The organism is Actinomadura terrae, from assembly GCF_022751215.1.
Taxonomy (GTDB): domain Bacteria; phylum Actinomycetota; class Actinomycetes; order Streptosporangiales; family Streptosporangiaceae; genus Spirillospora; species Spirillospora terrae.
This window is the reverse complement of sequence record NZ_JAICDG010000003.1, coordinates 376,854-389,004: the sequence shown is the minus strand read 5'-3', so window position 1 is coordinate 389,004 and position 12,151 is coordinate 376,854. Positions and strand designations below refer to the sequence as shown.

The following is a 12,151-nucleotide window of genomic DNA, read 5'->3' as shown; positions in this document are numbered from 1 at the left end:
TCCCGGGCTAGTCGGCGCCGAGTTCGCGGACGACCTCGGCGATCGCGTCGGTCATGCGGTCGGCGTCGGGCACGAGGCCGGGGTCGGCGCAGACGCCGAAGCACAGGTCGCGGTCGACGCCGAGCGCCCCGGCCGCGAGCGGCGCTCCGGGCGCGAGCGGGATCACCGGGTAGACCTCCAGCAGCGGGGCGCCCGCCAGCCGCAGCCGCCGGTCCGGGCCCGGCAGGCTCGACACGATGCCCTGGAGGAACCGGGCGCTGTAGGCGTAACGGGCGAAACGGGCGTGCAGCGGGGCGGGCATGACCCGTCCGGCGTGCCGCATCACGAACCAGGCGGCGAGCGGGCGCGTCCCCGACCGCAGCACGCGGGTGCGCCGCGCGATCTCGGCGAGCCGGTCGGCCTCGGCCATCTTGCCGAGCGGCAGGTCGACCATGACGGCGCTGGTGTGGTTGCCCTCCGCGCCGTCGCCCGGCGAGCGCATCATCAGCGGCACCGCGACCCGGCAGGAGTCGCCCGCGCCCGGCGTCTCGCGCAGCACCCGGTGCAGCCCGCCCGCCACCGCGCACAGCACGACGTCGGTGACGCGCACGCCGTGCCGCCGCGCGACGTCCCGGGCCAGGTCGAGCGGGACGAGCAGGCTCCCGAACCGGCGCTCGGACGTCCCGGCGGCGGGCAGCCGCGCGGGGCGCGCCGCGTCCGTGGCGAGCTGCCCGAGCCCCGCCGCGGTCGCGAGCGCCTCCCGGACGGGCCGGCGGCGGCGCCCCGCCGCGCCGTAGCCGAGCTGGTGAGGCTCCATCAGCGCCATCGCGTGCGCGACGACCCCGACGCCGTCGGCGACGACGTGGTGCATGAGGAACACGACGGCGTCGCGTCCCGGCGCGACGCCGGTCAGCAGGATCATCCGCCACAGCGGCCGGTCGCGGGGCAGCGGCTCGGACTGGAGCTCCGCGACCACGGCGCGCAGCCCGGCCATGCCGTCCACGCGGCGCTCCTGGACGTGCCAGGCCCAGTCGATCGCCGGGTGGTCGCGCCAGACGGGCCGCCGCCACCGGCCGCCGTCCGCGAGCCGCTGCCGGAACCGGGGATGGTCGCCGAGCCGCGCGGCGACGAGGGCGACGAGGTCCGCGCGGGTCACCGGCGCCCGCGCCGTGTCCAGGACGATCAGCCCTCCGGCGTGCTGGGGCGCCTCCGGGGTCTCCACGGCCAGGAAGAACGCGTCGGGGGCGCGGACCCGCTCGTCCGCGCCGCGCGGGGCGGCGCGCTCGGCGCCGTACACCGCGAGGCCCACCAGCGGGACGGCGGCCGCCGCGTCCAGCAGGTAGTGGTTCGCGGTCGCCATGATCACATACAGCGTGAGCAGGATGTGGACGGCGTTCAGCGACTGCACCCACCGCCGCGCCGACACCCGGGCCAGCTCGACGCCGACCCACAGCGTCCAGGCCATGTGCAGGGACGGGACGGCCGCGAACCGGTCGGCGTGCTCGACCAGCGGCGATCCCCACGACCCCCACGTGCGGCCCTCCCGGACCGTGTCGACGAACCCGAGCTCGGGCATCAGCCGGGGCGGCATCACCGGGTACAGCGCGAAGCACGCGATCCCGACCAGGTTGATCAGCAGGAACGCGTTGCGCGCCGTCCGGTAGCGCTCGGGGTGCCGCAGGTACAGCCAGGAGAGCAGCGCGACCGCGCTCGCGATGTAGGTGATCGCGTACTCGTAGTTGGCCAGGACGCGCCAGACCGGCTGATGGGCGAGCCAGCCGTTCAGCGTCCGCTCCACGTCCAGCCGGAGCGTCCGCTCAAGGTCGTAGAGCGCGCGGCCGTGCCCGCGCGCGGCCCGCTCCCTGGCGTCCTGCGGCAGCATCACGACCAGCGCGTACAGGCCGAAGACCGCCAGGCCCAGCAGCAGCTCGCCCCGCAGGCGCCCGCGCGCGACCGCGCCGCCCCGGGACACGACCGCGTCCGGCGCGGTCACCGCCTCGTCCGTCCCCATCGTCCCCCCACAGGGGTGGTTACCCAGTATTTCCGCCGGTCAGACGACCATGGCCCGATCCGGGAGGCGTCCGCGACGCGCCGGACGCGCGACTTTCGCGGGAACCATCTTCCCGAACCGTACGTCTTCGATATATCGTTGTCCTATCGCGAGAGATCATAGAGAGATCTCAGAAGGTGGTGGTGAACATGGGAACGACACACCGGAGCGGACCCGACTGGCGCTGGGCGGTCGCGGCGGCGGCGATCGGCGCGAAGGCCGCGCACGCGGCGTCCCGGCACGGACACGGACATGAGCACGGCTTCGGGCCGGGCCATGGCCATGGGCACGGGGATGCGCGCGCGCACGGCGGGCCCTGGCAGTGGGGGCCGCCCGGCGGGTTCGGGCCCGGCGGCGGCCGTCCGCCCTGGGGACGCGGCGGCGGGCGCGGCCCATGGGGGCGGGGACGCAAGGCGCCCAAGGGCAACGTCCGCGCGGCGATCCTCGCCCTGCTCGCCGAGGAGCCGCGCAACGGCTACCAGATCATCCAGGAGATCGACGAGCGCAGCGGCGAGGCGTGGAAGCCGAGCCCCGGCGCGGTCTACCCGGCGCTCCAGCAGCTCGCGGACGAGGGGCTGATCGTCGCCGAGGAGGCCGGCGGGCGCCGCACCTACCGGCTCACCGCCGAGGGCGGCGCCTACGTGGCCGAGCACGCCGACGAGCTGGACGAGCCGTGGGCGCAGATGGCGCCCGACTTCGGCGAGGGCGCGCCCGACCTGTTCCGGCAGGTCGCGCAGACGGGCGCGGCGGTGATGCAGATCGTCCACTCCGGGACACCGGCGCAGGTCAGGCGGGCCACCGAGATCATCTCCGAGGCCCGGCGCGCGCTCTACCGCGTCCTCGCCGACGAAGAGCCGCACGCCGACGAGGAGCCGCACGCGGGCGAGGCCGACGCGGGCCCCACCGACGCGGGCCCCACCACTGGGAACTCTGGCGAGGAACCGGCGTGACGACCCTGGACGGCACCGGCGTCGCCGACCTCCGTGTCGGCGACGCCGAGCGCGACGCGGTCATGGTCGCCCTGCACGACCATTTCGCGGCCGGACGGCTCGACCGCGCCGAACTCGACGAGCGGCTCGGCACGACGCTCGCCGCCAAGACCCGCGGCGACCTCGAGGTGATCGTCCGCGACCTGCCCGACCCGAAGGGCCTGGCGGTGCCGAAGACGGCGCCCGCACGTCGCGAACGCCGCCACCATCACCGGGGACACCGCCATGGTCCGCCGTTCCCGCTGCTGCTCGGGCTGTTCCTGGTGCTGGCGTTCACGATGGGCCCGGGGACGGGGTTCCTGGTCGTCCTCCAGGTGGCGCTGGCCCTCTGGGTGGTGCGGGCGATCCTGATGACGCTCAGGCACCGGCTCGCGCACCGTCAGGGCGCGGGCGGCGCCGGCAGCGGGACGTAGGCGGGAAGCGACGCCTCGACGCGGAACCCGTCCCCGCTCGGGCCCGCCGAGAAGGTGCCGCCGACGGTCTCGACGCGCTCGCGCAGCCCGGCGAGGCCCGTCCCGGAGCCGCTGGCGGCGAGGGCGGCGAGCGCCGCGTCCGGCTCGCGCTCCGGGGCGGCGCTGAGCACCGTCAGCCGGACGCCGTCGGCGCGGTAGCGGGCCTCCACCCGGACGGCGGCGCCCGGCGCGTGCTTGCGCGCGTTGGTCAGCGCCTCCTGGACGACCCGGTAGGCGGTGCGTCCGACGGCGGGCGAGGCGGGCGCGGGCTCCCCGCGTTCGACCAGCTCGACCCGGACGCCGACGGCGGCGGACTCGGCGACCAGCGCGGACAGGTCGGGCAGCGGCCCCGACGCGGGGGCGGGGGCCGCGCCCGCGTCCCCGGCGTCGCGCCGCAGCAGGCCGATGACGTCGCGCAGCTCCTCCAGCGCGTGGCAGCCGTCGTCGCGCAGCGCGTCGGCGGCGGCGCGGGTCTCCTCGTCGGGCGCCCTGACCCGCAGCGCGCCCGCGCGCAGCACCATCAGCGTCACCCGGTGCGCGACGACGTCGTGCATCTCGGCGGCGAGCCGGGCGCGCTCCTCGGTCCGCGCCCGCTCGGCGAGCAGGTGCCGCTCCCGCTCGGCGCGCTCGGCCCGCTCGGTCAGCCCCGCCAGGACGCGGCGCCGCGCCGCCACGTACATGCCGAGCAGCGCCGCCGCGACCAGCACCACCAGCCCGCGGAAGACCATCACCTCGACCGAGGACGTCTCCTGCCCGGAGACGCGCCGGATCGACCCGTCGGGGATCACCTCCTGGGTGAGGCCGACCAGCGGGACGAGCACGGCGACCGGCAGCCCCCGCACCCAGACGGGGCGGTCCGTGTCGCGGGGGAAGGCCATCGCGGCGTAGGCGGCGAACGGCAGCGCGGGCGGCCACCACAGGATCGGGGCGAACGCGCCGGGCGCGCCCTCGCGCAGCAGCGCGCCGGGCGCGAGGCGTTCGACGACGTCCAGCAGCGCGGCGAGCGCGACCGTGAGCCAGGCGACCGTCATCGGGAACCGGCGGCGGACCGCCAGCGCGAGCGCGGGCACCGCCACCACCACGGCCGTCGCGCCGCCGTAGCCGCGCAGGACCGAGTCCGGGCCCGTCGCCGTCTCCAGGCTCAGCGCCAGCGCGAGCACCACGGCCACGGCGTCCGCGGCGCGGTCGCGTCCGGGGAGCGTGAACGGCAGTGTCATGCGCACGGGCCCACCGTACGCACCCGTTCCCCGCCCGCGAGCCCTACGAAAGTCGGGTGCGGCCTGCCGTTCGTAGGGCGCGGGCGGAACGCGGAGGCGACGATGCGCCCTGCCGCCGCCCCACCCCGCACCGGTCGAATCGTGGCCATGATGGTGAAGCTCGTATTCCGTGGGCTGGCCGCGCACCGCGCCCGCCTGCTGCTATCGGTGGTGGCGGTCCTCGCGGGCGTCGCGTTCGTCTCCGGCACGCTGATCTTCTCGGCCACGCTGAGCCGCTCGTTCGACCGCGCCTTCGACGACCTCGGGCGCGGGACGGACACGGTCGTCCGGGCGCGGCAGTCGTTCCAGACCGGGCCGGGTGAGCGCGCGGGATCGCGTCCGGTGCCCGCGTCGGCGCTGGTGGCCGTCCGGCGCGCGCCCGGCGTCGCGAAGGCGGAGGGCGTCGTCACCGGGTTCGCGGCCGCCGTCGACCGGCGGGGGAGGATCGTCGGGGCGGATCCGCAGATAGGGGTGGCGTGGAGCGGCGACCGCGACCTGTCGCTGACCCGCCTCACCGCCGGGGCGCCGCCGCGCGCGCCCGACGAGATCGCCATGGACGTCACCACCGCCCGCGACGCCGGCTACCGGGTCGGCGACCGGGTCACGGTCGCGCTGCGCTCCGGGAAGCGGACGTTCCGGCTGACCGGCCTGTTCCGGGTCGGCGACTCCGCGCTCGGCTCCTCGATCTCGATGACCGCGTTCGCGCCCGGCGCCGCGCCGCGCCTGCTGGGGCAGCGTCCCGGCACCTACGAGCGGATCGTCGTGCACGCGGACGGCGGCGTGACCCAGGAGCGGCTGCGCGACGCGGTCGCCGCCGTCCTCCCGCCGGGCCTGGAAGCTGTCACCGGCGAGAAGGCGGCCGACGAGCAGGCCGGGCCGCTCCAGGACATCATCAAGATCATGCGGACGTTCCTGCTGGTGTTCGCGCTGATCGCGGTGTTCGTCGGGTCGTTCATCATCTTCAACACGTTCGCGATGCTGGTCGGCGGGCGGGTCCGGGAGCTGGCGCTGCTGCGCGCGGTCGGGGCCTCGCGCGGGCAGGTGACGCGCTCGATCCTCGGCGAGGCGGCCGGGGTGGGCCTCGCGGGCTCGACGCTCGGCCTCGCGGCGGGGGCCGGGGTCGCGGTCGGGCTCGCGAAGCTGATGACGCTGGTCACCGGCGGGGAGGAGCTGCCGTTCGGGCCGCTCGCGCTGCCCGCGTCCGCCGTCCTCGCCGCGTACCTGGTGGGGACGGCGGTGACGCTGGCCGCCGCGTTCGTCCCGGCGCGGCGCGCGGCGCGGACCCCGCCGGTCGCGGCGCTGCGCGAGGACGCGGCGCCGCCCCGCCCGCTGCGGCGCCGCGTCCTCGCGGGATGCGCGGTGCTGGCGATCGGCGCCGCCCTGGCCGGGGCCGGGCTCGCGGGGGACGGGACGTCCGGCCTCACGCTCGCGGGGGCCGGGGCGGCGCTGCTGTTCGCGGGGGTCGTGGTGGTCTCGCCCGCGCTGAGCCGTCCGGTGACCGGCGTGCTCGGCCGCCCGTTCGCGCGGCTGCGCGGCGGCGCCGGGCGGATGGGCGCCCGCAACGCGACCCGCGATCCCCGCCAGACGTCGGCGACCGCGTCGGCGCTGACGATCGGGCTGGCGCTGATCGCGACCGTCTCGATCATCGTCCAGTCGATGGCGGCCTCGGTCGACCGGCAGCTGGACGCCGCGCTGACCGCCGACTACCAGGTCACCGGGCGCAGCCAGGTCACGCCGGTCGAGGCGGGCGCGGGCGCGGCGGTGGCGCGGGTGCCGGGCGTCCGCGCGGCGATCCCCGTCCGGACGGCCAGGTTCCGGCTGGACGGCGCAGTGCGCACCGCGACCACCGGTTCGCCAGGCGAGCTGCTCGCCCACTTCCGGCTCCCGCTCCAGGAGGGCACGGCGGCCGTGCACGGCGAGGACCTGCTGGTCGGCCGCAGCGTCGCCCGCGACCACGGATGGAAAGTCGGCAGCACGATCCCCGGCGAATACCAGGATGGGACGAAGCGAACGTTCCACATCGCGGGGATCTACGCCGACCGGCCGTCGCTCACCCCGTCCGCGCCCACGATGATCATCGACTGGGCGGGCTACCGCGCCCACGACCCGGACGCGCCGATCGACCGCGTCGAGGTGACGGTCGCGGGCGCCCGGCGGGCCGCGCTGGAGTCCGCGCTCGCGCCGTGGCCGAACCTGGAGCTGAAGGACCGCGCGCAGGTCAAGGACGACGCGGCGGGCGAGATCGACCTGTTCCTCAAGCTGGTCCTCGGGCTGCTGGTGCTGTCGGTGCTGGTCGCGGCGCTCGGCATCGTCAACACGCTCGCGCTCGCGGTCACCGAGCGGACGCGCGAGATCGGGCTGCTGCGCGCGGTCGGCACCCAGCGCCGCCAGCTCCGCCAGATGATCCGCTACGAGGCCGTCGTCGTGTCGCTGTTCGGCGCGGTCCTCGGCGTGGGGACCGGGACCGTGCTCGGCGTCGTCCTCCAGAAGGCGATCGCGGGCGGGGAGGACGGCATGGTGGTCCTCGCCGTGCCCTACGGGCGCCTCGCGCTGTGCGTCGCGGCCGCCGCGTCGATCGGCGTGGTCGCGGCGGTCTGGCCCGCCGCCCGCGCCGCGCGGCTGAACATCCTCCAGGCCATCGCGACCGACTGAGCGTCAGCTGGCCGCGGGAAGGCGGTCACATTGGGAGGGGACGACCTCGTACAGCGCCGCCAGGCCGCGGGCGATCACCGGGTTGGCGCGGCTCCCCCGGCGGACGCACGTCAGCACCCGCCGCTTCGGGACGGAGTCGCCCGTCAGCGGCACCCGGACGACGGGCTGGTCGGACAGCCCGTCGGCCAGCCTCGGCACCAGCGACACGCCGAGGCCGCTCGCGACCAGCGCCCAGATCACCGACCAGGTCGTGGCGTTGTGGGCGATCCGGGGCGTGAACCCGGCGGCGGCGCAGTAGGTCATGACCTGCTGGTGGTGGGCGCAGCCGTCCGGTTCGACGCTGATCCAGGGCTCGGACGCCGCGTCCTCCAGCCGGGCCGTGTCGCGCCGTGCGAGCGGATGGCCGACCGGGACGATCAGGTCGAGGGCCTCCTCCAGCAGCGGCTCCCGGTCGAAGCGCGGGTCGCCGGGCGGCGGCGCGTCGGGGGTGGGCTCGATCACGGCGAGGTCGGTCTCCCCGGCGGCGAGCAGGCCCATCGCGACGTCGGTGTCGCACTCGCGGATCTCGATGCTCAGGTCGGGGTCGGTGCGCAGCAGGTTCCCGGCGGCGGGGGCGATCAGGCCGCTGACCGCCGTCGTGAACCCGCAGATCCGCAGCGGCCCCGCGACCCCGGCGCGGTGCGACTCCAGGTCGGCGAGGGCCTCCTCCCAGCGGGCGTGCAGCGCGTCCGCGTGCCCGATCAGCAGGTGCGCCGCCGGGGTGAGCCGCACCCGGCGGCCCTGCGGCTCCAGCAGCGGCACGCCGAGCTCCCGCGCCAGCTCGCGCAGATGGTGGGAGACCACCGACGGCGTGAGGTGCATCGCCTCCGCCGTCGCGGTGACCGTCCCGTACTGGTGGACGAGCCGGAGCATGTGCAGCCGCCGCAGATCAATCATGTCACCATATTGCACGATCAGATCTGGAAATGTGAAATAGACGCGCACGTTCCGGCGGGGGCAGACTGCTTGCATGAGCCAGCGAAACAGTACCCTCTCCCGGCATCTGACCAGCGAAGGAACCGTCATCTGGAGCCGCTGCGCCTGCGGGCGGCTGCGGATGGACCTCGTCCCGCACGGCTCGGCCCCCCGGCTCACCGCCGGCCCCTGCGCCCGCTGCCACCCGCCTAAGTAGGGTCAGCCCTTTCCGAGGGCGGCGGCGTCGGCGGCGAGCGCGCGGATGCGGTCCCAGTCGCCCGCGCGGACGGCGTCCCCAGGCGTAAGCCACGACCCGCCCACGCAGCCGACGTTCGGCAGCGCGAGGTAGTCGGCGGCGTTGCCGGGGGTGACGCCGCCGGTCGGGCAGAAGCGGGCGTCGAGCAGCGGGCCGCCGAGCGCCTTCAGGTAGGCGCGGCCGCCCGCGGCCTCGGCGGGGAAGAACTTCATCGCCGTGATCCCGTTCTCCAGCAGCGCGATCGCCTCCGACGCGGTGGCGACGCCGGGCAGGAACGGCAGGCCCGTCGCGACCATCGCCGCCTGGAGGCGGGGCGTGCAGCCCGGGCTGACCAGGAACCTCGCGCCCGCCGCCGCCGACCGCTCGGCGTCCTCGGGCCGGACGACCGTCCCCGCGCCGACAACCGCGTCCGGGACCTCGGCGGCGATCCGCGTGATCGCCGGCAGCGCCGCCGGGGTCCGCAGCGTCACCTCGATCGCGGGCAGGCCGCCCTCCACGAGCGCGCGGGCCAGCGGGACGGCGGCGTCCTCGTTCTCCAGCACCACGACGGGGATGACGGGCGCGAGGCCGAGCAGGTCGGTGTTGGTCAGGTCGGTGTGGGTCGGATCGGTGGGGGTCAGGTCGGTCATGCGGGCTCCAGGAACTCGGTGGCGGGCAGGCTCGCCGCCAGCCGGACGGTGGCGCCGACCAGCGCCGGGCCGGGGTGGACGATCAGCGCCGTCGGGATCGGCCGCAGATAGTCCTCCATCGGCGGCTTCGCCTCGAAACGGCTCCGGAACGCGCTGGCGGTCAGCACGGCGGTGATGCGCGGCAGGATGCCTCCGCCAAGATAGACGCCCCCGCGCGCGCCCAGCGTCAGCGCCACGTTCCCGGCGAGCGAGCCGAGCAGCGCGCAGAACATGGCGAGGGCCTCCGCGCAGCGCGGATCGTCGCCGTGCTGGGAGATCTGCGCGGCGGTCAGCGGCTCGGCCGCCTCCCCGTCGAGTTCGGCGAGGTAGCGGTGGATGCGGGACAGCCCGTCCCCCGACAGCAGCAGCTCGGCGGTGGCGGCGCCGCGCTCGGCGCGCAGCAGCCGCATGACCTCGATCTCGCGGTCGGTCCCGGCCGGGATGTCGACCTGGCCGCCCTCGCTCGCGAGCTGCACCCACCCGCCCGGCACCGGGACGAGCCCGGCGACGCCGAGCCCCGTGCCCGGGCCCAGCACGGCCATCGGGGCCTCGGCGGCGACCGGCGGCGCGACCGCCTCTCCCGGTCGCGTCGCCGGACCGCCGATCGGGACCAGGTCGCCCGGCCCGAGGTGCGGCAGCGCGAGCGCGAGCGCCTCGAAGTCGTTGACGATCTCCAGATGCGGGATGCCGAGGTGCCGCCGGACGTCCTCGGGGGTGCCCGCGGGCCAGCCCGCGTTGGTCAGCCGGTACGTCCCGCCGCCGGTGGGGCCCGCGACGACCGGCCCGGCCACCGCCAGGCACGCCGCTGACGGCCGCACGCCCGGCGCGTACCGCTCCAGGTAGGCCGCCGCCGCCTCCGCCAGCCCGGCGAACTCGCGCGTGGCCAGCGACTCCACCCGGGTCGGCGCGGCGTTCGGACCCGCCACGAGGGCGAAGCGGGCGTTGGTGCCGCCCACGTCGGCGACCAGCCAGGGGCCGTCGTCGCCCTTTGGGGCGCCCGCGGCGCTCACGCGAAGACTCCCGCGCCCTGCTCGGCGGGGCCCACGGCCCGCCGGAACGACTCGAACAGCTCGCGGCCGGTGCCCGACCAGTCGCCGGGCGGCGCGCCCTCGGGTTGGCGCGCCTCGAACTCCTCGTCCGGGACGAGGATCTCCAGCAGGCCCTTGTCGGCGTCGAGGCGCACGATGTCCCCGTCCCGGACGCGGGCCAGCGGGCCTCCCGCCGCCGCCTCGGGGGACACGTGGATCGCGGCCGGGACCGCGCCCGACGCGCCCGACATCCGGCCGTCGGTGACCAGCGCGACCCGGTGCCCCCGGTCCTGGAGGACGGCGAGCGGCGGGGTGAGCCGGTGCAGCTCCGGCATGCCGTTGGCGCGCGGGCCCTGGTAGCGGACGACGGCGACGACGTCCCGGTCGAGCTCGCCCGCGCCGAACGCCTCGTGCAGCGCGTCCTGCGTCTCGAACACGCGGGCGGGCGCCTCGATCGTCCGGTGCTCGGGCCGCACGGCCGACACCTTCACCACCGCGCGGCCGAGGTTCCCGCGCACGGTGTGCAGGCCGCCGTGGGTGTCGAACGGCTCGTCCACCGGGCGCAGGACGCCGAGGTCGCCCGACTCCGGCGCCACGTCCTGCCAGACGACCCTGCCGTTCGCGCCCAGCTCGGGCGTCTTGCGGTAGGCGGCGAGGGTGCTGCCGCCGACGGTCCGCGCGTCCTCGTGCACGAGCCCGGCGTCGATCAGCTCGCCGATGAGGAACGCGGTGCCGCCCGCCGCGTGGAAGTGGTTCACATCCGCGGTGCCGTTCGGGTACAGGCGGGTGAGCAGCGGCGTGACCTTGGACAGCTCGTCGAAGTCGTCCCAGGTCAGCTCGATCCCGGCGGCGGCGGCCATCGCGACCAGGTGCAGCGTGTGGTTGGTGGACCCGCCGGTGGCCAGCAGCGCGACGACGCCGTTCACCAGCGCCCGTTCGTCCATCAGCTCGCCGATCGGGGTGTACTCGTCCGCGAGGTCGGTCAGCTTCAGGACGCGGCGTGCCGCCGCCTCGGTGAGCGCGTCGCGCAGGCCGGTGCCCGGCGGGACGAAGCTCGCGCCCGGCAGGTGCAGGCCCATGACCTCCATGAGGAGCTGGTTGGAGTTGGCCGTCCCGTAGAAGGTGCAGGTCCCGGGCGAGTGGTAGGACGCGGCCTCGGCGGCGAGCAGCTCGTCGCGGCCGATCTCCCCGGCTGCGTACCGCTTGCGGACCCTCGCCTTGTCGGCGTTCGGCAGCCCGGAGGCCATCGGCCCGGCGGGCACGAGGATCACCGGCAGGTGCCCGAACGACAGCGCCCCGATCACCAGCCCCGGGACGATCTTGTCGCACACCCCGAGCATCAGCGCGCCGTCGAACATGTCGTGGGACAGCGCGACCGCCGCCGCCATCGCGACCACGTCCCGGCTGAACAGCGACAACTCCATGCCGGCGCGGCCCTGCGTGATGCCGTCGCACATCGCGGGCACGCCCCCGGCGAACTGCGCGGTGCCGCCCGCCGCGCGGATCGCCGCCTTGATCAGGTCCGGGTAGTCCTTCAGCGGCTGGTGCGCCGACAGCATGTCGTTGTACGCCGACACGATCGCGATGTTCGGTGTCACGTTCCCGCGCAGCCACAGCTTGTCCTGGACGCCGCACGCCGCGAACCCGTGCGCGAGGTTGGCGCAGCCCATGCCGCCGCGGGCCGGGCCGGCCGTCCGCGCGGCCCGGATCCGGGCGAGGTAGTCGGCGCGCCGTCCCGCGCTCCGCTCGGCCACACGTCGGGTCACTCGTTCCAGCACAGGGTGCACAGCCATCAGAACGCTCCAGAGCAGGGGGACCACTGATCGACAAGCTACCGAGACTTACGTCACCCGGACAAGCCGACTTA

At 76.0% G+C, this 12,151-nt stretch carries 10 protein-coding genes; 4 read left to right on the top strand and 6 right to left on the bottom strand.

The genetic code is table 11. The features are described 5' to 3' along the window. Nucleotides 1-7 precede the first annotated feature (7 nt). Nucleotides 8-1,990 carry a bifunctional phosphatase PAP2/O-acyltransferase family protein gene (locus K2F47_RS21645; protein WP_242906557.1) on the bottom strand — a complete coding sequence of 661 codons (1,983 nt, stop codon included), beginning with the start codon at nucleotides 1,988-1,990 and terminating at the stop codon, nucleotides 8-10. 188 nt (nucleotides 1,991-2,178) lie between these two features. Between K2F47_RS21645 and K2F47_RS21640 the strand changes: the two genes are divergently transcribed. Then, nucleotides 2,179-2,979 carry a PadR family transcriptional regulator gene (locus tag K2F47_RS21640; protein ID WP_242906556.1) on the top strand — a complete coding sequence of 267 codons (801 nt, stop codon included), beginning with the start codon at nucleotides 2,179-2,181 and terminating at the stop codon, nucleotides 2,977-2,979. Further along, nucleotides 2,976-3,431: a DUF1707 SHOCT-like domain-containing protein gene (locus K2F47_RS21635; protein ID WP_242906555.1), complete on the top strand. Its 456-nt coding sequence runs from the start codon at nucleotides 2,976-2,978 to the stop codon at nucleotides 3,429-3,431. Before K2F47_RS21640 ends, K2F47_RS21635 begins: the two co-directional genes overlap by 4 nt. Here K2F47_RS21635 and K2F47_RS21630 read toward each other — a convergent pair. Then, a complete protein-coding gene (locus tag K2F47_RS21630; protein ID WP_242907518.1) occupies nucleotides 3,398-4,687 on the bottom strand; it encodes a sensor histidine kinase in 1,290 nt (429 codons plus the stop codon). The two genes, K2F47_RS21635 and K2F47_RS21630, sit on opposite strands and share 34 nt — an antisense overlap. A 147-nt stretch (nucleotides 4,688-4,834) precedes the next feature. Here K2F47_RS21630 and K2F47_RS21625 point away from each other — a divergent pair, with 147 nt between their 5' ends. Further along, the gene (locus K2F47_RS21625) at nucleotides 4,835-7,378 is read left to right on the top strand and encodes an ABC transporter permease (protein WP_242906554.1); all 2,544 of its coding nucleotides are present in this window, start codon (nucleotides 4,835-4,837) and stop codon (nucleotides 7,376-7,378) included. Between the two features lie 3 nt (nucleotides 7,379-7,381). Here the strand turns inward: K2F47_RS21625 and K2F47_RS21620 are convergent, their stop codons facing one another. Further along, on the bottom strand, nucleotides 7,382-8,314 hold the full coding sequence (locus K2F47_RS21620; protein ID WP_242906553.1) for a LysR family transcriptional regulator: 933 nt from the start codon (nucleotides 8,312-8,314) through the stop codon (nucleotides 7,382-7,384). Between the two features lie 73 nt (nucleotides 8,315-8,387). Here K2F47_RS21620 and K2F47_RS21615 point away from each other — a divergent pair, with 73 nt between their 5' ends. Next, nucleotides 8,388-8,549: a hypothetical protein gene (locus K2F47_RS21615; protein ID WP_242906552.1), complete on the top strand. Its 162-nt coding sequence runs from the start codon at nucleotides 8,388-8,390 to the stop codon at nucleotides 8,547-8,549. Nucleotides 8,550-8,551: 2 nt separating this feature from the next. Here the strand turns inward: K2F47_RS21615 and eda are convergent, their stop codons facing one another. Genes eda through edd form a run of 3 tightly spaced genes read right to left on the bottom strand, consistent with a single transcriptional unit; the run spans nucleotide 8,552 to nucleotide 12,077 of the window. Then, nucleotides 8,552-9,217: a bifunctional 4-hydroxy-2-oxoglutarate aldolase/2-dehydro-3-deoxy-phosphogluconate aldolase gene (gene eda / locus K2F47_RS21610; RefSeq protein WP_242906551.1), complete on the bottom strand. Its 666-nt coding sequence runs from the start codon at nucleotides 9,215-9,217 to the stop codon at nucleotides 8,552-8,554. Beyond that, nucleotides 9,214-10,266 carry a glucokinase gene (gene glk, locus K2F47_RS21605; protein ID WP_242906550.1) on the bottom strand — a complete coding sequence of 351 codons (1,053 nt, stop codon included), beginning with the start codon at nucleotides 10,264-10,266 and terminating at the stop codon, nucleotides 9,214-9,216. Before glk ends, eda begins: the two co-directional genes overlap by 4 nt. Then, the gene (edd, locus tag K2F47_RS21600) at nucleotides 10,263-12,077 is read right to left on the bottom strand and encodes a phosphogluconate dehydratase (protein ID WP_242906549.1); all 1,815 of its coding nucleotides are present in this window, start codon (nucleotides 12,075-12,077) and stop codon (nucleotides 10,263-10,265) included. The genes glk and edd overlap by 4 nt, the downstream gene beginning before the upstream one ends. Between the last annotated feature and the right edge of the window lie 74 nt (nucleotides 12,078-12,151).

Excerpts from the sequence above, each read along its gene's own strand:
- K2F47_RS21645 (WP_242906557.1), bottom strand. The coding sequence starts at position 1,990 with ATGGGGACGGACGAGGCGGTGACCGCGCCGGACGCGGTCGTGTCCCGG.
- K2F47_RS21640 (WP_242906556.1), top strand. The coding sequence starts at position 2,179 with ATGGGAACGACACACCGGAGCGGACCCGACTGGCGCTGGGCGGTCGCG.
- K2F47_RS21630 (WP_242907518.1), bottom strand. The coding sequence starts at position 4,687 with ATGACACTGCCGTTCACGCTCCCCGGACGCGACCGCGCCGCGGACGCC.
- K2F47_RS21625 (WP_242906554.1), top strand. The coding sequence starts at position 4,835 with ATGATGGTGAAGCTCGTATTCCGTGGGCTGGCCGCGCACCGCGCCCGC.
- K2F47_RS21620 (WP_242906553.1), bottom strand. The coding sequence starts at position 8,314 with ATGATTGATCTGCGGCGGCTGCACATGCTCCGGCTCGTCCACCAGTAC.
- K2F47_RS21615 (WP_242906552.1), top strand. The coding sequence starts at position 8,388 with ATGAGCCAGCGAAACAGTACCCTCTCCCGGCATCTGACCAGCGAAGGA.
- eda (WP_242906551.1), bottom strand. The coding sequence starts at position 9,217 with ATGACCGACCTGACCCCCACCGATCCGACCCACACCGACCTGACCAAC.
- edd (WP_242906549.1), bottom strand. The coding sequence starts at position 12,077 with ATGGCTGTGCACCCTGTGCTGGAACGAGTGACCCGACGTGTGGCCGAG.